The organism is Delftia sp. WSY_7 (assembly GCF_043104845.1).
In the GTDB taxonomy this organism is placed as follows: domain Bacteria; phylum Pseudomonadota; class Gammaproteobacteria; order Burkholderiales; family Burkholderiaceae_C; genus Comamonas; species Comamonas tsuruhatensis.
In genome coordinates this window covers 557,747-573,732 of record NZ_JBICLB010000005.1, presented here as the reverse complement: position 1 = coordinate 573,732, position 15,986 = coordinate 557,747, and the positions used below count along the sequence as shown (strand labels likewise).

General features: G+C 67.7%; 16 protein-coding genes. 2 read left to right on the top strand and 14 right to left on the bottom strand.

Going from position 1 to position 15,986, the window contains the following annotated elements; genetic code table 11:
• Positions 1-144 precede the first annotated feature (144 nt).
• The gene (locus ACF8ME_RS03895; protein WP_392415329.1) at positions 145-2,358 is read left to right on the top strand and encodes a rhodanese-like domain-containing protein; all 2,214 of its coding nucleotides are present in this window, start codon (positions 145-147) and stop codon (positions 2,356-2,358) included.
• Positions 2,359-2,785: 427 nt separating this feature from the next.
• On the opposite strand, the gene ACF8ME_RS03890 is transcribed toward ACF8ME_RS03895, so the two are convergent.
• The 7 genes from ACF8ME_RS03890 to ACF8ME_RS03860 form a co-directional block, all read right to left on the bottom strand.
• Positions 2,786-3,055, bottom strand: coding sequence for a hypothetical protein (locus tag ACF8ME_RS03890; protein WP_063328408.1), 270 nt, complete (start codon positions 3,053-3,055; stop codon positions 2,786-2,788).
• A gap of 756 nt (positions 3,056-3,811) precedes the next feature.
• Positions 3,812-5,035: a cystathionine beta-lyase gene (gene metC, locus ACF8ME_RS03885; protein WP_392415327.1), complete on the bottom strand. Its 1,224-nt coding sequence runs from the start codon at positions 5,033-5,035 to the stop codon at positions 3,812-3,814.
• Entirely contained in the window at positions 5,032-5,703 is a 672-nt protein-coding gene (locus ACF8ME_RS03880; RefSeq protein ID WP_230354873.1) for a cysteine dioxygenase family protein, read from the bottom strand. Before ACF8ME_RS03880 ends, metC begins: the two co-directional genes overlap by 4 nt.
• Before the next feature lie 26 nt (positions 5,704-5,729).
• Positions 5,730-6,608, bottom strand: coding sequence for an amino acid ABC transporter ATP-binding protein (locus ACF8ME_RS03875; RefSeq protein WP_353179213.1), 879 nt, complete (start codon positions 6,606-6,608; stop codon positions 5,730-5,732).
• Positions 6,595-7,416, bottom strand: coding sequence for an amino acid ABC transporter permease (locus ACF8ME_RS03870; protein WP_392415324.1), 822 nt, complete (start codon positions 7,414-7,416; stop codon positions 6,595-6,597). Before ACF8ME_RS03870 ends, ACF8ME_RS03875 begins: the two co-directional genes overlap by 14 nt.
• Entirely contained in the window at positions 7,406-8,155 is a 750-nt protein-coding gene (locus ACF8ME_RS03865) for an amino acid ABC transporter permease (protein ID WP_013800583.1), read from the bottom strand. The genes ACF8ME_RS03870 and ACF8ME_RS03865 overlap by 11 nt, the downstream gene beginning before the upstream one ends.
• Positions 8,156-8,235: 80 nt before the next feature.
• Complete coding sequence (locus ACF8ME_RS03860; RefSeq protein ID WP_392415322.1) at positions 8,236-9,099, bottom strand: transporter substrate-binding domain-containing protein; 864 nt, start codon at positions 9,097-9,099, stop codon at positions 8,236-8,238.
• Between the two features lie 224 nt (positions 9,100-9,323).
• Between ACF8ME_RS03860 and ACF8ME_RS03855 the strand changes: the two genes are divergently transcribed.
• Positions 9,324-9,737, top strand: coding sequence for a lysozyme inhibitor LprI family protein (locus ACF8ME_RS03855; RefSeq protein WP_392415320.1), 414 nt, complete (start codon positions 9,324-9,326; stop codon positions 9,735-9,737).
• Between the two features lie 15 nt (positions 9,738-9,752).
• On the opposite strand, the gene ACF8ME_RS03850 is transcribed toward ACF8ME_RS03855, so the two are convergent.
• From ACF8ME_RS03850 to ACF8ME_RS03820, 7 genes are all read right to left on the bottom strand, one after another.
• Positions 9,753-10,841, bottom strand: coding sequence for a fimbrial protein (locus tag ACF8ME_RS03850; RefSeq protein ID WP_392415319.1), 1,089 nt, complete (start codon positions 10,839-10,841; stop codon positions 9,753-9,755).
• Positions 10,842-11,179: 338 nt separating this feature from the next.
• Positions 11,180-12,148, bottom strand: coding sequence for an ADP-ribosylglycohydrolase family protein (locus ACF8ME_RS03845; RefSeq protein ID WP_392415317.1), 969 nt, complete (start codon positions 12,146-12,148; stop codon positions 11,180-11,182).
• 6 nt (positions 12,149-12,154) lie between these two features.
• Positions 12,155-12,727 (bottom strand): NADAR family protein, encoded by a 573-nt coding sequence (locus tag ACF8ME_RS03840; RefSeq protein ID WP_209799985.1) that lies wholly within the window; start codon positions 12,725-12,727, stop codon positions 12,155-12,157.
• A gap of 28 nt (positions 12,728-12,755) precedes the next feature.
• A complete protein-coding gene (locus ACF8ME_RS03835; protein ID WP_392415315.1) occupies positions 12,756-13,367 on the bottom strand; it encodes an HAD family hydrolase in 612 nt (203 codons plus the stop codon).
• Complete coding sequence (locus tag ACF8ME_RS03830; protein WP_047327826.1) at positions 13,345-13,929, bottom strand: RNA 2'-phosphotransferase; 585 nt, start codon at positions 13,927-13,929, stop codon at positions 13,345-13,347. The genes ACF8ME_RS03835 and ACF8ME_RS03830 overlap by 23 nt, the downstream gene beginning before the upstream one ends.
• Before the next feature lie 56 nt (positions 13,930-13,985).
• Positions 13,986-14,918, bottom strand: coding sequence for a sugar kinase (locus ACF8ME_RS03825; protein ID WP_392415313.1), 933 nt, complete (start codon positions 14,916-14,918; stop codon positions 13,986-13,988).
• Complete coding sequence (locus ACF8ME_RS03820) at positions 14,905-15,978, bottom strand: SPFH domain-containing protein (protein ID WP_392415311.1); 1,074 nt, start codon at positions 15,976-15,978, stop codon at positions 14,905-14,907. Before ACF8ME_RS03820 ends, ACF8ME_RS03825 begins: the two co-directional genes overlap by 14 nt.
• Positions 15,979-15,986: the final 8 nt, after the last annotated feature.

Here is a 15,986-nt window from a genome sequence, read left to right as displayed (position 1 = left end):
TGCCGCACAACGTGCGTCACGCTTGCGCCACGCATGCGCGCGCAGTGCCCAAAGCTCATATCCATATCCGCAATGCGTCGTTGGCGCCAGGGCGGGAGAGGCCTAACTTCGTGTCCTCCCGCGAACGTCCTCCCAGGCACTCCCATGACACAGACCCATCTCTCCATCGACTTCAGCGGCAGCGACGTGGCCAGCCGCCGCGCAGCCGCCATCACCGGCTTCATCGCCACGGCCCGGCGCCTGCTCCCCGATCCCGAACGGGCCACGCCCGAGCAATTGCAGGCCGTGGCCCGCGAGCTGGAGGCGCTGGGCCTGCAGCGCGAACTGTTCCCGCACGCGCACTTCCCCGTCTCGGCCAGCAACCCGGCCCAGGTCTACCGCCTCAGCGAAGACCTGGGCGGGCGCTATGCGCTGTACCTGTCCACCGGCCTGCCGGGCAAGTCCCAGCCGCCGCATGACCACACCACCTGGGCCATCATCGCGGGCGTCGAAGGCTTGGAGCGCAATGTGTTCTTCACGCGCGGCAAGACCGACGACCCGCTGCGCGACACCCTGGCGGTGGGCCGCAGCGTCGATGTCGGCAGCGGAACCTCGGTAGTGCTCACGCCCACCGACGTGCACACCATCGAGCTGATCGGCGAGGAACCCGGCCTGCACCTGCACTTCTACGGGCGCGGCCTGGAGCGCATGCCCGATCGCGTGGTCTTCGAGAGCCTGGAAGGCGGCAGCTTCCGCACCTTCGGCCCGCCCAAGTCGATTCGCCATGCGCTGGTCACACCGGCCGCTCTTCGGCAGGCCCTGGCCGACGGCGAGGAAATCGCCGTGCTCGACGTGCGCGAGGCCGGTGTCTTCGCACACCGCCACATCCTGTTCGCGGCGCCCGCCCCGGCCTGGCGGCTGGAGCAGCTCATCGACCGCCTGGTGCCGCGCCGGGGCACGCGCATCGTGCTGGTGGATGGCGACGGCACGCTGGCCCATGAAGCCGCCGCCAAGCTCGTGCGCCTGGGCTGGCCCAATGTCTCCGTGCTCGAAGGCGGCACCGAAGGCTGGGCGGCCGAGGGGCTGGAAATCTTCAGCGGCACCAACGTGCCCAGCAAGGCCTTCGGCGAAGTCATCGAGCATGAAAAGCACACGCCCTGGATCACCTCGGACGAGCTGGGCGCGCGCGTGCAGCGCGGCGACAACATCGTCGTCGTCGACAGCCGCACCCCCGAGGAATTCGCGGCCTTCAGCCTGCCCTTTGCGCTCAGCGTGCCGGGGGCCGAACTGGTCTACCGCATCGGCGAAATCGCCCCGGACCCGCAAACCCTGGTCGTCGTCAACTGCGCGGGCCGCACGCGCTCCATCGTGGGCGCGCAGACCCTGATCGACGCCGGCATCCCCAACCCTGTCGTCTCGCTGCGCAACGGCACCATGGACTGGCTGCTCACCGGCCGCAGGCTCGCCCATGGCCGCCGCACCCCGCTGCCCGAGCCCGGCGCCGTCGCCCTGGCCACCGCCCGCGAGCGCGCAGCCAGCGTGGCGCAGCGCGCGGGCGTGCAATCCATTGATGCGGCCGAACTGGCCCGCTTCGAGTCCGAAGCCACCGAACGCACGCTCTACCGCTTCGACGTGCGCACCCGCGAGGAATACCAGGCCGGCCACCTGCCCGGCTGGCGCTGGGCGCCGGGCGGCCAGCTCGTGCAGGCCACCGACGAATACGCGGCCACGCGCGGCGCACGCATCGTGCTGGCCGACTGGGACGGCGTGCGCGCCCTCACCACCGGCGCCTGGCTGGCCCAGCTGGGCTGGGAAGTCTTCACCTACGTTCCGCCCACGCTGGCCACCCTGGAGGTCGGCGCCGAACCCGTGCGCGTGCTCGCCTCCCACGCGCCTGCGCCGCAGCTGTCCGTGCAGCAGGCGCAGGAGCTGCTGGGCGAAGGCCGGGCCATCGTCTTCGACGTGGACAGCCGGCCCGCTTTCGAGAAGCAGCACATCGCCGGTGCGCGCTTTGCCGTGCCTGATCGTCTGCCCTCCTTCGTGCAGGCCCTGCCGCCAGCCCAAGTGGTGGTGCTCACCTCGCCGGACGGCGTGCTGGCGCGCAGCGTGGCGGCCGAACTGGCGGCGCGTACGGGGCGCGATGTGCGCTCCGTCGTCGGCGGCACTTCTGCCTGGGCTGCTGCCGGGCTGCCGCTGGGGCAGGGGGATGCGGATGTGCTGACGGGGGATGATGACCAGTGGTACAGCCCTTATGCGCATCGGGATCTGGGGTTGAGGGATGCGGGGTTTCGGGCTTATCTGGATTGGGAGTTGGGGTTGGTTGAGCAGTTGGAGCGGGATGGGTGGGCTTCTGAGATTCGGCTGGTGCCTGCTGTTTGAGTCTGGCTCTGGGTCTGCTTTTTGTCCCTGCCGGGTGGTTGTTTTTCGAGGCCGGGTTTCGGCCCGGCGGCCGACCTACTTTCTTATCGCGCGACCGGAGTGCCGGCCATAAGAAAGTAGGCAAAGAAGCGCGCCCCGCACTGCCCACGACCCTTCGCTTCGCTGCGGGCGACCTGCGTTGGGCGGGATGCGGGGTGTGCCGCAGAACTCGCTTTGCGCTTCGCGCGCCGCTCAAACAACTGCGGCAAGTCAGATGACGAAGCAGCCCTGTCCTTCGGCAGGGCTGCCACCCCGCATCCCGCCCAACGCAGGCGTGGGCAGAAGGGGGGAGGCTGGGGCAGCCAACAGCCAACAGCCAACAGCCAACAGCCGGAAATGCAAAACAGCCGATGCGCCATTGTTGCGCTCGGCTGTTTTGCATGCTGCTTCAGACTTCGGGTTTGGCGGTGTTGCGCAGAAGATAGATCTCGTCTTCCACGTAGGTGGCCAGCCGCTCGGCGCTGTGCTGGATGGTGCGTAAGGCGTTGGTCACCACGTCCGTATCGCGCAGGCCTTCGGGCGATAGCAGCCACGCCTGGGCAAGCTGGGAGATGGAAGAGACCTCGTTGCAGCTCATCTGGACCATTCGGTTCACCTCGGTGATGGAGAAGTTCAGCTGCGTGGTTCTGGCGCTGGTGGATCGTGTTTCCTGCTTCATGGCCTGACCCTCCGTGTGATGGTGAGGGTTGCGAGGCTTATGGACGCTGTATGCATGGTTGCTTGCTCCGTTGCGAGTCTTCGGTCACCAACGCATGTTCTTACGCATGAGCAGGTGGACGGGATGTTAAGAACACGTGCAACGCCGTGCGGACATCCTTGCGGGTAGCCCCATCCCGTCCAAAACTGATGGACGTGGGAATGCCCCACGATCCGAAGTATTCAGACGCGACAAGGCCTCTCTGATGGGGAGGCCAGCACCAGCTGCGATCGGTGTTCTTACGCACCAGCCCCTGAACAGGGGGCCGGTCGAAATGATAGAGGCTTTGGACGACAAGCGCGCTCAAAAAAAGGCCGAGCGCAGCGACGGCCCGCACCCACTCCCCGTATGTCAGCGCCTGCGGCGTGGTGGTTGCGGGGTTGCAGTCCTGCCGAAGGACAGGACTGCTTCGTCATCTGACTCGCTGCGGTTGTCTGAGCGGAGTTCACGCAGTGAACGCAGCGAGTTCCGCAGCGAACCCCGCAACCGCCACGACGCAGGTTGCCCCGCAGCGAAGCGTAGGGGTCGCGGACATTCGGGTCGCCTTTGCTTTGCCTACTTTCCTTTGGCGAAACAAAGGAAAGTAGGTCGGCCGCCGGGCCGAGACCCGGCCTCGAAAAGAAACCTCCCGGCAGGGCCGGAACCAGCAAACGCAGCAAACGCAGCAAACGCAGCGCACGCAGCGCACGCAGCAAACGCTGCAGAGCCCAAAAAATCTCAGGCAGCCAGCCTGAACCGCTCCACCACCCCCCCAAACCCCCTCTCCAGATCCGCAATCAAATCCAAAGGATCCTCCAGCCCCACATGCAACCGCACCACAGGCGCAGTCCCCGTCCACACACTGTGCTCCCGCAACCGCTCAGGCTGCGCCACCAGCGCCAGGCTCTCGTACCCGCCCCAGGAAGCCCCCTGCGCAAACTGCCGCAACGAGTCAACGAACACGGCGCCGGCACCGGCGTCCACCCCTTCGGCAAACGCGAATGACACCAGCCCGCTGGCCCCGCTGAAGTCCCGCTTCCACAGCGCATGGCCGGGATCGGAGGGCAGGGCCGGGTAGAAGACGCGGCCGACCTGGGGGTGCTGCTCCAGCCATTGGGCGATTTCGGTGGCGTGGCGCTGGTGCTGGGCCAGGCGCACGGGCAGGGTGCGCAGGCCGCGCAGTGCCAGGTAGGCGTCGTCGGCGCCTATGGTCAGGCCCAGGGCCTCGTAGGCGGTGGATATCTTCTTCGACAGCGCGGGGCCGTCGGTGATGACGATGCCCTGCATCACGTCCGAGTGGCCGGCGATGTACTTGGTCGCGGCCTGGATGGAGAGGTTGGCGCCGTGCTCCAGGGGCTGGTAGAACCAGCCGCCGCTCCAGGTGTTGTCGGTGGCCACGGCAATGCCGTGCTGGCGCGCCACGGCGGCCAGGGCGGGCAGGTCCAGCACTTCGTAGAGAAGGGAGCTGGGCGATTCCAGGTAGACCAGGCGGGTGTTGGGGCGGATCTTGCCGGCCAGATCGTCGCGCGAGGGCGAGAAGTACTCCAGCGTGATGCCCAGGCGCTGCAGCAAGGTGGCGTCCACGCGGCGCACGGGAGAGTAGACGCTGTCGGCCACCAGGGCATGGTCGCCGGGCGAGAGCAGGGCGATGAGCACCAGGGTGATGGCGGACAGGCCCGAGGGCGTGAGAAAGGCGCGGTGCCCGCCCTCCAGCGCGACCACGGCGTCTTCCAGCGCGCGGTGCGTGTCCAGGCCGTGGCGGCCGTAGGAGGCCACGCGCTCGCCGGCCTCGCGGCGGTGGTGCAGGTCGGCGTAGGCGGCGCTGTCGGCAAAGCGCACGGTGCTGGTGCGCACCACGGGCACGTTGACGGGGCCGGAGCCGCCCTGCAGCGGCGGCGTGCCTGCGTGCAGCAGGCGGGTCGACGGGCCCAGGGGCCGTTGCTTGTTTTGGGGGGTGCTCATGCCACGGCCTCGCTGGGACGGAAGTAGGCGGCGTTGTAGTTCTTGACTTCGCCAGTGTCGGGGTCGATGGCTACGCGGCCGCTCAGGGTTTCCAGCGGCTGGCCGTAGAGATGGAAGTGCAGCGTGGGCTGCTCGCCCACGACGGCAATGCTGTGGATGTCATCGGGCAGGAAGGCGATGGAGGCGCCCGGCTGAACGGTGAATTCGCGCGCCAGGTGGATGCTGGCGCGTGCGGGGTTGCTGCGGTCGTCCGTGCGCTCGTAGAGGCGGTTGAGCTCCTGGCCTTCGACGGCAACGATCACGGCCCAGGTCGTGTGGTTGTGCGGCGCCGTGGTCTTGCCGGGGTTGATGGAGTTCAGGTACAGGGCCAGGCCCGCATCGCCATCGGCCGGGTTGAGGCGGTAGCGCGTGGAGGCGCCCACGCCTTCGGTCTGCGCGGGCGGGGGAAAGTCCGCGCGGCTGAACAAGGCCTTGTGCGCGGCCAGCTGCTCCAGGCGCGCGGTGATGGCCGACAGGGTGCTGCGGTCGGGCGCGCCGGCCTGCAGCAGCTGGCGCACGTCGGCCAGGGCGGCGTCCACGGCCTGGCGGCGCAGTGTGGTGGCGTCTGTATGGGTGCCTGTATCTGCGCCTGTGCCGGCCGGGGTTTCAGTCGTTGTTTCTGCGGTCATGGGGATGTGCTCCTGGAGGTGGGGGATCAAAGGGCAAAGCGCAGGCTGTTGAAGGGCAGCGGCGTTGTGGCCGGGGCGGCTGGCGCAGCCCTGGGCCGGGCGCCATCGCCCAGGGCGCGCTGCAGGAATTCGCGCGTGCGCTCGCTGCGCGGGCTGCCGAAGATCTGGGCGGCCGGGCCGTGCTCGACGATGCGGCCGGCTTCGGTGAAATAGACCTGGTCGCTGACCTCTTCGGCAAAGCGCATTTCGTGCGTGACCAGCACGCAGGTCATGCCATCCCTGACCAGGTCGCGGATCACGGTCAGCACTTCGCCCACGGTCTCGGGGTCCAGGGCCGAGGTCACTTCGTCGAACAGGATCAGCTCGGGCCGCATGGCCAGGGCGCGCGCAATGGCCACGCGCTGCTGCTGGCCGCCGGACAGCTCGCCGGGGTAGGCGGATTCCTTGTGGTCCAGGCGCACCTTCTGCAGCAGGGCGCGGGCCTCGCGCTCGGCCGTGGCGCGGTCGCGGCCGACCACGCGCGTGGGGGCGATGACCAGGTTCTCCAGCACCGACAGATGGGGGAAAAGGTTGTACTGCTGGAAGACGAAGCCCACGCGCTTGCGCAGGGCGATCAGCTCGGCCTCGGTGCGCAGCTGGTCCACGCGCGTGCCCGCCACCGAGATGGCGCCGCGCTGGGGCCGCAGCAGGCCGGTGATGCAGCGCAGGATGGTGGACTTGCCCGAGCCCGAGGGCCCGATGATGGTCACCGCCTCGCCGCGCCGCACCTGCACGTCGATGCCTTGGAGCACCTGGTTGTCGCCAAAGGACAGGTGCACATCCTGCAGGTGGACCAGTGCGGGCGCCGTGCCTGCGGGGGCATCGGCCGTGGCGAGTTGGGAGAGAAAGGAGTCAGTGGCGTTCATGGCGTCGCTCCAATGCCCGGGTTGCCCGGGCGATGGGATAGCAATAGGCAAAGAAAAGCGCGAGCAGCGTGAAGTACACAAGGATGGTGAAGTCCGTGCGTGCCACGGTGTTGCTGGCGATCTGGGCGGTGTCCACCACGTCGTGCACGCCCACCAGCGAGGCCAGCGAGGTGCTCATGGTGATGCTGGCGTAGAGGTTCATCCACGGCGGCAGCATGCGGCGCACGCACTGCGGCAGCACGATGAGGCGGAAGATCTCGCTGCGGCGAAAGGCCAGCGACTGGGCCGCCTCCCACTGCGCGCTGGGAATGGACTGGATGGCGCCCCGGAAGATCTCGGCCACGTTGGCGCTGGTGGGCAGGGCCAGGCCCAGCACCACCTTGACCCAGTCGGGGAACGGAAAGGTCCAGCTCACCAGCTTCAGCTCGAACGGGAACACATAGGTGGTGAAGTAGATGAGCACCAGGATGGGCGCATTGCGAAACAGCTGCACATACCAGCGCACGCCCGTGCGCACGGCCGGCGTGGGCGACAGCGACAGGGCGCCCAGCACCAGGCCGGCCACGGTGCCGATGGCCACGGCCAGCACGCTGATCTCGATGTTGACCAGGAGGCCGCGCAGCAGCGCAGGCAGCCATTTCCACAGGTGCACGAAGGCGGGCGGGGCGCTGTCCGTGGCGGCCCAGCAGGCGCACAGGGCCAGCAGTGCGGCGCCCGCGATCAGCAAGGGGCTGCGCGCCGCGCGCAGCAGGGCGGCGGGCAGCGGACGGGGCGCGGCGCCGGTGTTCAGGGTGGCTTCATTGGCCATAGCCGGGCATCCTCAGGTGTTGTTCCAGCCAGCGGCCCGCCAGGCTGACCAGCCAGGTCAGCAGGCCGAACCACAGCAGGATGAGCAGCAGCAGCTCCAGCACGTTGTCGCGCTGCGACCAGATCATGATGGACTCGTAGGTCACGTCGCCCACGGCGATGGCCGAGGCCACGGCCGTCATCTTCACCAGGTCCACCAGGTTGTTGGTCAGCGAGGGCAGGGCAAAGCGCACGGCCAGCGGCAGCTGCACGCGCACCAGCAGCTGGCGCTGCGAAAAGCCCAGCGAGCGCGCCGCCTCCAGCGTGGTGGCGGGCACGGCCTCGATGCCGGCGCGCAGCGCCTCGGCATGGAACACGCCCTTGTGCAGCGAGACCACGATCACCACCCAGACAAAGGGCGTGAGAGGGTTGTTGCCCGCGCCCCAGTCGCGCAGTTGCTGGGTGATCAGCATGTTGAGCACCAGGAAGGCGCAGTACAGCTGCACCAGCGTGGGCGTGTTGCGCGTGACCTCCACAAAGGCGCGCGCAGGCCGTGCCAGCCAGGCACGGCCCGAGGTCAGGGCCGCCGCCAGCGCCACGCCGGCCGCCAGGCTGCCGGCAATGGTCAGCAGGGCCAGCTGCACGGTCACGAACATGCCGCGCACAAAGGCCTGGCGCTCGGCCACGTCCAGCACGAAGGCGTAGTTCAGGCCCAGGCCCTTGAGCGCTTGCACGCCCTGGGCGAGTAGAGAGTCGTTCATGGTGGGAAGGCGCAAGGCGGCCGGCAGGTCCGGGTGCCCGGGGCGCAGCCCGGTGCAGCTTGTCGTGCCGGTCCTGCGTGTCAGCCAGCCGTGCCCTTGAACCTGGCCTGCAGCTCGGGCAGCAGCGGGTTGGCCGGCTCGATGCCCACGCGCTTTTCGGCGGCGATCAGCCAGCCCGTGCGGTGCCAGTCCTGCACCACCTTGTCCACGGCGGCGATGGTGTCGGCCTCGCCCTTGCGGGTCCAGACCACGGAAGGCGCGGGCAGCACCTCGCCGGCGATGGGGGCCGAGTACTGCGCCCATTCGGGGTTGCTGCGCAGCAGCGGGTAGATCAGCGTGCTGTCATGCACGGCGGCCACGCAGTTGCCGCCCTTGAGCGCCAGCAGCGAGTCCGACGAGCTCTTGTAGCCATGCACCTGGGCGCCGTACTCGCTGGCCAGCGGCTTGGCAAAGCTGCTGCCCTGGGACACGCACACGGGCTTGCCGCGCAGGTCTTCCCACCTGGCGATGCCGCTGCCCTTGCGCACGGCGGCAGTGCCGCCCACGCGGTAGAAGGGTGTGGGCGCGTAGCCCAGGGTCTCGGCACGGTCGGGGTTCAGCTCCATGGAGGCGATCAGCAGATCCACCTTGCCGGCCTGCAGGAACTGCACGCGCGTGGCGGTCTGCACCTGGACCAGCTCGGCCTCCACGCCCAGGCCCTTGGCCAGGGCGCGTGCCAGCTCGGGGTTCCAGCCCACCAGCTGCTGGGTGGACGGGTCGATGGAGCCGAAGGGCCCGCCATTGACCAGCACGCCAATGGTGACCTTGCCGCGCTGCTTGATCTTGTCCAGCGTGGCATCGGCCCGGGCCTGGGTGCAGGCCAGGGCCAGCGCGGCGGCGATGAAGGTCAGGGATGCGGAAAGGGTGGCGCGGGACTGGCGGCGCAGGGTGGGGCTTGTGTGCATGGCGGGAGCGGGGCGGTCGGGACGAACGAAAGATGCGTACGCCCGCATCTTCTGGCCGCCCTTGACCCACGGCAACAAAGCTTTGGGAGCATGTTTATGCGCTTTGCGTCGCTGCATCAGGGTGATCACCAGGGAAATGTGGGCCCGAGGCAGGGCGGGTCGATGGTGTAATCGCGACGGCCGGGGTGCTGCGCGCACCGGCACCTCCCAGCGAGCCCTCTTCCATGCACCAAGCCCTAGCGTCCCTACTCGCCCCTCTCGCCTGCGCCGCCCTGCTGTGTGCCAGCCCCGTGGCCCGGGCCGCCAATCCCACGAGTTCTGGCAATTGCGAGGAAAGCTCCACCAACATGTCCGAGGTGCGCGCCTGCCTGCAGGAGCAGAACGTGGCCCTGGTCAATGCCGCCTACGTCTCGCTGTCGCTCAAGCTCAAGGCCCGCATGCCCCAGGCGTCGGAAGAGCTGGAAGTGGCGCAGAGGAACTGGGGGCAGTACGCGCGCAGTGCCTGCGAGTTCCTCTCTGAATTCAACTCGGCCAGCTTTGCCAAGGACGATACGCGCGCCAACTGCTGGAGCGACTTCGCCCGCGCCCGCGCCAAGCAGCTCAAGTCCTGGGAAATGCAGCTGGACAAGAAGCCCTGAGGGCGGGGACGCTGCTCACTGGTAGTTCAGCGTGAAGGTGGCCCTGCCGTTGGCCTGCCCCGTCGTGACTGCCGCAGCGGTCTGCACGTATTTGGCAGTCAGCGGGATCTTGAACTGGGCAACGCCCTGAACGATGGTCCCCGCACTCCATTGGTTGGTGTTGCCAGGCACGTTGGAGTCGGGGCCGTATGCGAGTGCGGTGCCATCCTTCAGTATCTGTATGCCTATTCCGGTGGCAACCGGTTTGCCGCCTGACGTGGCCTGGCTCAAGGTCAGGATGGTGCTCCGATTGCTGGTGTCGTTGGCATCGGTGAGCGTGACGTGGGGGTGCAGAACGCTTGCGGGCGCGCCGCCCTTGCATTCCAGCGTGATGTCGAAGTGCTGGGGGATGGAGGTGGATTGGAGGCCCGTGAATCGCAGGATGGGCACAGCGCCCATGGGTACGGAGATGGCCGAGGCGGCCACCGAGCAGGAGGGACCGACCACCACCCTGGTACGGCCGGACAGGTTGGCGTATCCTGCGGTGCAGCCGGGGCACTGGAATCGCATCTCGACGTTCATCCCGGAGCCCGTTAGCGTGCCAGCGGAAACGTTGCCGGTTTTCACCAGCTCGATCCAGACATCCTGGCGGGATGAAGCATTCCAGAAATAACCCAGCGCGCCCGAATTATTTTCTGATTCGGTGGTAATGGGCATGGTTCTGCCACTGGGAGCGCCGGGGCCGCGCCATGTGGCCCACCAGCGGATTCCAATGCCGGGAATATTGGTGCTGTAGACATTATTGTATCCGGGCGTCTTGCTTCCGGATTGAACATTGGCAGCTACAACGGCTTTTTCAACATCGTACTCGAATGCCGTGTTCAGCACTGCTCGCAGATTAAATACGGTTACCGTAGACTTCCATAGCGTCGATCCGTTGGCGTAATTTCCGGGTACTGTTATTTCCTCGGGCAGTGAAATGTTGGAGCTGGTGGGGGAGAATACGCCGCCGGCAAAGGCATTGGTGTTCATCGTTGCCGCTGAAAAGGCGATGAGAAATGGAAGGGCGATCAATGCAAGGCGGCGTACTTGCGAGAAAAATGAGGGAATGAAAGAAGAATGCATGATACTGATTCGGTCCATTGCTGAAGTATGATTCTCGAAAATATCACGCAATAGTTTTATCGAACTTTTGAGTGACTAAGGAGGGGGTGGAAATGAAAGCATCGAATCATTCGATGTGTGGCCTCTTAGGTATTTCACACTCTACGCCGAAGATATGAGTTGATGCAATCAGATTGTTCTGAAAATGGAGCGTGGCTCAGTCAAAAGCCGCCCATGCACGCCATTCGTAAAGAGCAAGGCCCGCGTGTCACGCAGCTCGGGCGTGTGGGTTGTCGCGCAGACAAGCCTGGTTCAGTCCGCTCGCGGCCCCGGCGACTGTCGTGAGCGCACCAGGCCGCTCAGGTGCTGAGAGGTGCGGTCGGAGAAGCGTCCCTGGCACCTCTGGCGGCTTGCCAGAGCGCATCGGCCAGGGCTGTGATCTCAGGGGCCAGGTGCAGGCGTTCCAGCCAGCGGCCCGCAATGCCGCTGGCGCCGTGGAAGGCTCCGGCCAACTGGCCCGTGATGGCTGCCGTGGTGTCGGCGTCATCGCCCAGGTTGGCGGCCTGCAGTACCGCGCCTTCAAAGCTGTCATGCCTCGCAAAGCACCACAGGGCCGCCTCCAGGCTGTCCACCACGTAGCCGCTGCCGCGTATCTGTGCGGCCGGCTTGTCGCGATAGTCGCCACGGGCAATCTCCCGCAGGCGCGGGCTGGCGCCGTCTTGCAGAACGCCGCCCAGGTCCAGAACCTGCGACCGGGGCAGTCCCTGCAGCGCCCGGCACAGCGCCACGGCGAACAGGCGGCAGGCCTGCAGGCATTCAGGTGCCGCGTGGGTCGTGCGTGAGCTGAGTTCAGCCATGCGCTGCACCAGGTCCTCGTCGGGGCCGAAGAACATGGGCACGGGCGCCAGCCGCATCAGGGAGCCGTTGCCGGCCTGGTCCGGGTCGGGCGACCCGGCCAGCGGATCGCCGGTGGCCAGGAAGCGCTGGATGGCCGCCCTGGTGGCCATTCCGATGTCAAAGCAGTTGCCGGTGGAACTCCAGTACCCCCATTCGTACCAGTTGGCATAGCGCGTCATCTGGTCGTGCGGGTCGCAGCCGCCGCGCTGGAGCAGGCTTTCGGCCAGGCACAGGGCCATGGAGGTGTCGTCGGTCCACTTGCCTGCGGGCAGCGAGAAGGGGCCGCCGCCCACCATGTCGGTCAGCGGCGCAAAGCTGCCGCGCGGCTGGAATTCCAGCGTCGTTCCCACGGCGTCGCCACAGGCCAGGCCCAGCAGGGCACCACGGTATCGGTCCAGCGTGTCCATGGCCATGCCTGTGCTCTTGATCATGGTCGGTCAGGGAGCGGTGCTGCGCAGCCGCGCGCGCACCTGCATGAGGGCAAAGCCCAGCAGGTTCAGGCCCTGCCAGCGCGCGGGGTCGGTGGCGCGCACATCGTCGGCAGCCAGGCCGATGCCCCAGATGGCGTCCACGGGGCTGGCTTCCACCAGAACCCGGTCGCCCGTGTTCAGCAGATAGCTGGCCAGGGCCGGGTTCTGGGAGAACTTGGCCTGGTTGGCGCGCACCACGATGCCCATGCGCGCTGCCACCCAGGCCGCTTCATCGAAGCCCTGGATGCCACGCCCCAGCTTCTTGGCCTCGCCCGGCGTGCGGCAGCGCACGATGGCCGCGTGCGCCGCCTCGTCGCCAAACAGCCGCGCCTTGCCCGCCATCATGAAATGCTCGGCCGTGGGGTAGTGCTGGCCATCGACCTCGAAGCCTGCCTCGAACCACTGGCTCATGCAGGTCTTGCCGATGGAGCCATCGGCCGCAGGCTGGTGGCCCCAGAACGGCAGGAAGCGCGGGGTGAGACCCTGGGCCATGGCGTGCTGGAGGTCTTGCAGGGAGGCGATGTGGTCTGTGGTGGTCATGGGCTGTCTCGTTGCCGTGTGTGCCGTTTCAGGAATGCGATGGAGCTTGCTGCAGCCACCACTGGCTGAAGGCCATCAGGTCTGCGTGCTGCGAGTGGGCGTGGACCAGGTCCGGCCCGGTGTTGGGCGTGCCGTTCGGGCCACGGCACACCAGGGCCGCGTGAATGCCCGGGCCAATGCCTCGGAGGTAGGGCAGATAGTCGTCCACGAAGGCGACCGGGCCGAGCCGCTGCAGGGCGTCTGCCTTGGGGCTGCGCATGCCGGTGGTCCGGCCCGTGGCGATCACGCGGTCGATGGGAAAGCCGAGGTCGCGCAGGTTGCCCAGGCGGGCCTGCTCGAAGCGCGCCGCCAGGGCCGTCACGCAGACCAGTTCGTAGCCGGCGCCCTGCAGGTCGTGGCAGGCCTGCAAGGCATTGCCCAGCGCGGGAATGCTGCGCCAGAAGGCATCGTCCATGCAGGCCCTGAACTGTTGCAGGCGCTCGCCGTCCAGCGCCTGCACGGCCCAGCGGTCCATGGCCCAGTAGGCATGGGGGTCGGCCTCGGCGGGGCGCTGGCCGAACGCACGCTCCCAGGCTCCGGCATAGGCGCTGTTGTAGTCCAGCAGCACGCCATCGGCGTCAAGGGCAATGATGGGTTTCATCGTGTTCCTCTTCGGCCAGCACGCGCAGGTAGTGCGGTGCCACGCTGTCCGTGAGCCAGACGCCGTTGTCCGAGCGGTAGAACAGGCAGGCATCGGCATGCATGCGCGCCGCATCGATCTCCAGCAGCACCACCCGGCCATAGCGCTGGCCCACGGAGCGGGCCGTGGCCAGGTTGTCGGTCAGGTGCACGTGGTGGCGGTTGCGCCGGTCAAGGCCGGTGCGCAGGATGGAGTCCAGAAAGCGCGTGGCCGTGCCATGGTAGAGGCGCTGCGGCGGCACGCTGGCCTGCAGGCCCAGGTCGATCTGCACGGAATGCCCCTGGCTGGCGCGGATGCGCAGGCCGTCGGCGCTGATGGCAAAGCGCTGCTTGGGGCAGCTTTGCACCACCTCCATCAGCAGTGCGGGCGAGATGTTGCGGCCGGCCGCCTGGGCGCCGCGCAGCAATGCGTCTATGGAGACCCAGCCCTGGGCGTCGAGGGCGAGCCCGGCGCGGCCGGGGTTGTGGCGCAGGACCAGGCTCATGAATTTGCTGGTCGATGTCAGTGTGTTCTTGTTGTTCATACGGTCCATTTCCATGGATTTTCTTGTTGTGTCGATGATTGTCCGTGCTTCGGGCTTCACACCACCAGGCAGCCCTGCCGATCCGACAGGCCGATGGTGGCCTGCATGCCCGCCGTGAACTGCAGGTAGTCGGCCTCCATGCCGTCCGAGAAGATGACGCCATGGTCGGGCATGCGCGAGCGCAGGGTCAGCGGCTGGCCGGCGGTGACCTGGCCGTAGACCAGCTCGGCCGTGGAGGAGCGGCTGGGAAAGGGCTCGCGCACGGCGAAGTCCAGGCGTGGCGCATCCCAGGCGAAGGGCTGGTAGTCGAAGTCGGTGGACGCGCCGCGCACGGCGCGGGCAATGCCCATAGATCCCGTGACGATGCTCTTGATCCAGGCCGACGAGCCCAGCCCCGTGGCGACGCTGAGGCCGGAGGACGACTGGGATTCCTGCCGGTCGCCCAGCGCGATGTCGTACAGGGCGGAGGTGTGGCTGCGCGGGCCGATGAACAGGTCGTTGGCGGCGCGCAGCACCTGGCCGTCGCTCAGGCGTGCCTCGGCCAGGGTGACGGCGCGCGTGGGGCGGCGGTTGGCGGCCACGTCGCCCAGCAGGGCGGCCAGGTCGGCGGGGGCGAAGGGCAGCAGCAGGCCGTCCCAGCGCGCGGGCTCGGGGTTGATGCCGATGAGCGGCTGGCCGTCCAGGTATTTCATGGTGTTGGCCACCATGCCGTCCTGGCCCAGCGCCACCACGATGTCGTCGGCGCCGAAGACGAAGTTGGGCACCAGGGCGCGGTCCACGATCTGGTAGCGGCCGCGCGCCTCCAGCGCCTGCACCACGGCCTGCAGGGCGGTGGCGTAGGCGGCGCTTTCGCGCAGGTAGTCGCCGAAGTCGGCGCCCAGGTGCTCGATGTAGAAGCGCGCCTGGGACAGCGTGTGGTACCTGGCCACCAGCTCATCGAGCCGCGTGCGCCGCACTACCAGCACGGTCTTGCGTTCATTGGCGTTCACGGCGGCTCCTTGCGGGTTCGGTATCGGCCACGGCAGCTGCATGGCCTGCACCGGCGCCCATGAGCGACTGCAGCAGCTCGGGCGAGACGTTGAGCTGGCCGATGCGCTCGGCCTTCTCGGCAATGCCGCCAAAGGCCTGGGCGATGAGCTGGCCCGGCTGCATGCCCACGGCGGCCAGCGATTGCACGATGCGCGGATCGGCCTTTTCCAGGGCCTGCATGACGGCGCCCACGCGGTAGGCCTCGGCCTCGGCCAGGGTGCGGCTGTTGGCGGCCTGGCCTTCGACGAAGTCGCGGCGGCTGGTCTCCAGCGCCACGTCGGCAGACATCTGTTCGGCGCGCAGCTCGTTTTCCTTGCGCATCTGGGCGGCCTTGGCTTCCAGCTGGGCCTCGCGGATCTGGCGCTTTTTCTTTTCCACGGCCACGTCGGTATCGAGCTCGTTCTGGCGGATGGCGCGCTCGTTTTCCACGGCAGCCATGCGGCGGGCATAGACGGCGTCGTCGGCGGCCTTGAGGTTGGACTCGCGCGCCTCGGCCTCCAGGGCGCGGGCGATGTCGGGCGTGGGTTTGACGGCCATGACCGAGACGCCCAGGATCTCCAGCCCCAGCGCCTCGATCTCGGGCTGGGCGGCCAGCTCCTGCTGGGCCGTGCGCGCAATGAGTGCCGAGGAGCGCAGCGCCTGCTTGAGCTCCAGCGCCTGCACGGCCTGCTGGATGATGACCTCGGCCTGCATGGTCACGCGGTCGCCCAGGCGCTGCGGGTCTTCGGACAGGTATTTCTGGCCGTCGCGCGCCAGGGAGAAGTCCATCAGCGTGGCGGTCTGGCGCGGTGTGCTGATGCGGTAGGTGACCTGGCCCTGCACGGTGACGCTCTGGAAGTCGGCCGTCACCAGCTCCAGCATGAAGTGGCAGTCCTGGCTGCCCACGGGCACCGCGACCAGGGTGGTGGTGGGGGCGTAGTAGAAGAAGGACTGGCCCGCACCCTCGCGCACCACCTTGCCGGCGCGGAACTGCATGAGGTGGACCGTGGATTGGGACTTGATGAAACGGATGCCGAACATGGTGCTTC

Bases quoted from the DNA above. Each gene is read 5' to 3' on its own strand.
- ACF8ME_RS03880 (WP_230354873.1), bottom strand. From the start codon at position 5,703: ATGACCGCAGAAACAACGACTGAAACCCCGGCCGGCACAGGCGCAGAT.
- ACF8ME_RS03870 (WP_392415324.1), bottom strand. From the start codon at position 7,416: ATGGCCAATGAAGCCACCCTGAACACCGGCGCCGCGCCCCGTCCGCTG.
- ACF8ME_RS03840 (WP_209799985.1), bottom strand. From the start codon at position 12,727: ATGACCACCACAGACCACATCGCCTCCCTGCAAGACCTCCAGCACGCC.
- ACF8ME_RS03865 (WP_013800583.1), bottom strand. From the start codon at position 8,155: ATGAACGACTCTCTACTCGCCCAGGGCGTGCAAGCGCTCAAGGGCCTG.
- ACF8ME_RS03855 (WP_392415320.1), top strand. From the start codon at position 9,324: ATGCACCAAGCCCTAGCGTCCCTACTCGCCCCTCTCGCCTGCGCCGCC.
- ACF8ME_RS03860 (WP_392415322.1), bottom strand. From the start codon at position 9,099: ATGCACACAAGCCCCACCCTGCGCCGCCAGTCCCGCGCCACCCTTTCC.
- ACF8ME_RS03830 (WP_047327826.1), bottom strand. From the start codon at position 13,929: ATGAACAACAAGAACACACTGACATCGACCAGCAAATTCATGAGCCTG.
- ACF8ME_RS03845 (WP_392415317.1), bottom strand. From the start codon at position 12,148: ATGATCAAGAGCACAGGCATGGCCATGGACACGCTGGACCGATACCGT.
- ACF8ME_RS03850 (WP_392415319.1), bottom strand. From the start codon at position 10,841: ATGCATTCTTCTTTCATTCCCTCATTTTTCTCGCAAGTACGCCGCCTT.
- metC (WP_392415327.1), bottom strand. From the start codon at position 5,035: ATGAGCACCCCCCAAAACAAGCAACGGCCCCTGGGCCCGTCGACCCGC.
- ACF8ME_RS03890 (WP_063328408.1), bottom strand. From the start codon at position 3,055: ATGAAGCAGGAAACACGATCCACCAGCGCCAGAACCACGCAGCTGAAC.
- ACF8ME_RS03895 (WP_392415329.1), top strand. From the start codon at position 145: ATGACACAGACCCATCTCTCCATCGACTTCAGCGGCAGCGACGTGGCC.
- ACF8ME_RS03875 (WP_353179213.1), bottom strand. From the start codon at position 6,608: ATGAACGCCACTGACTCCTTTCTCTCCCAACTCGCCACGGCCGATGCC.
- ACF8ME_RS03835 (WP_392415315.1), bottom strand. From the start codon at position 13,367: ATGAAACCCATCATTGCCCTTGACGCCGATGGCGTGCTGCTGGACTAC.
- ACF8ME_RS03820 (WP_392415311.1), bottom strand. From the start codon at position 15,978: ATGTTCGGCATCCGTTTCATCAAGTCCCAATCCACGGTCCACCTCATG.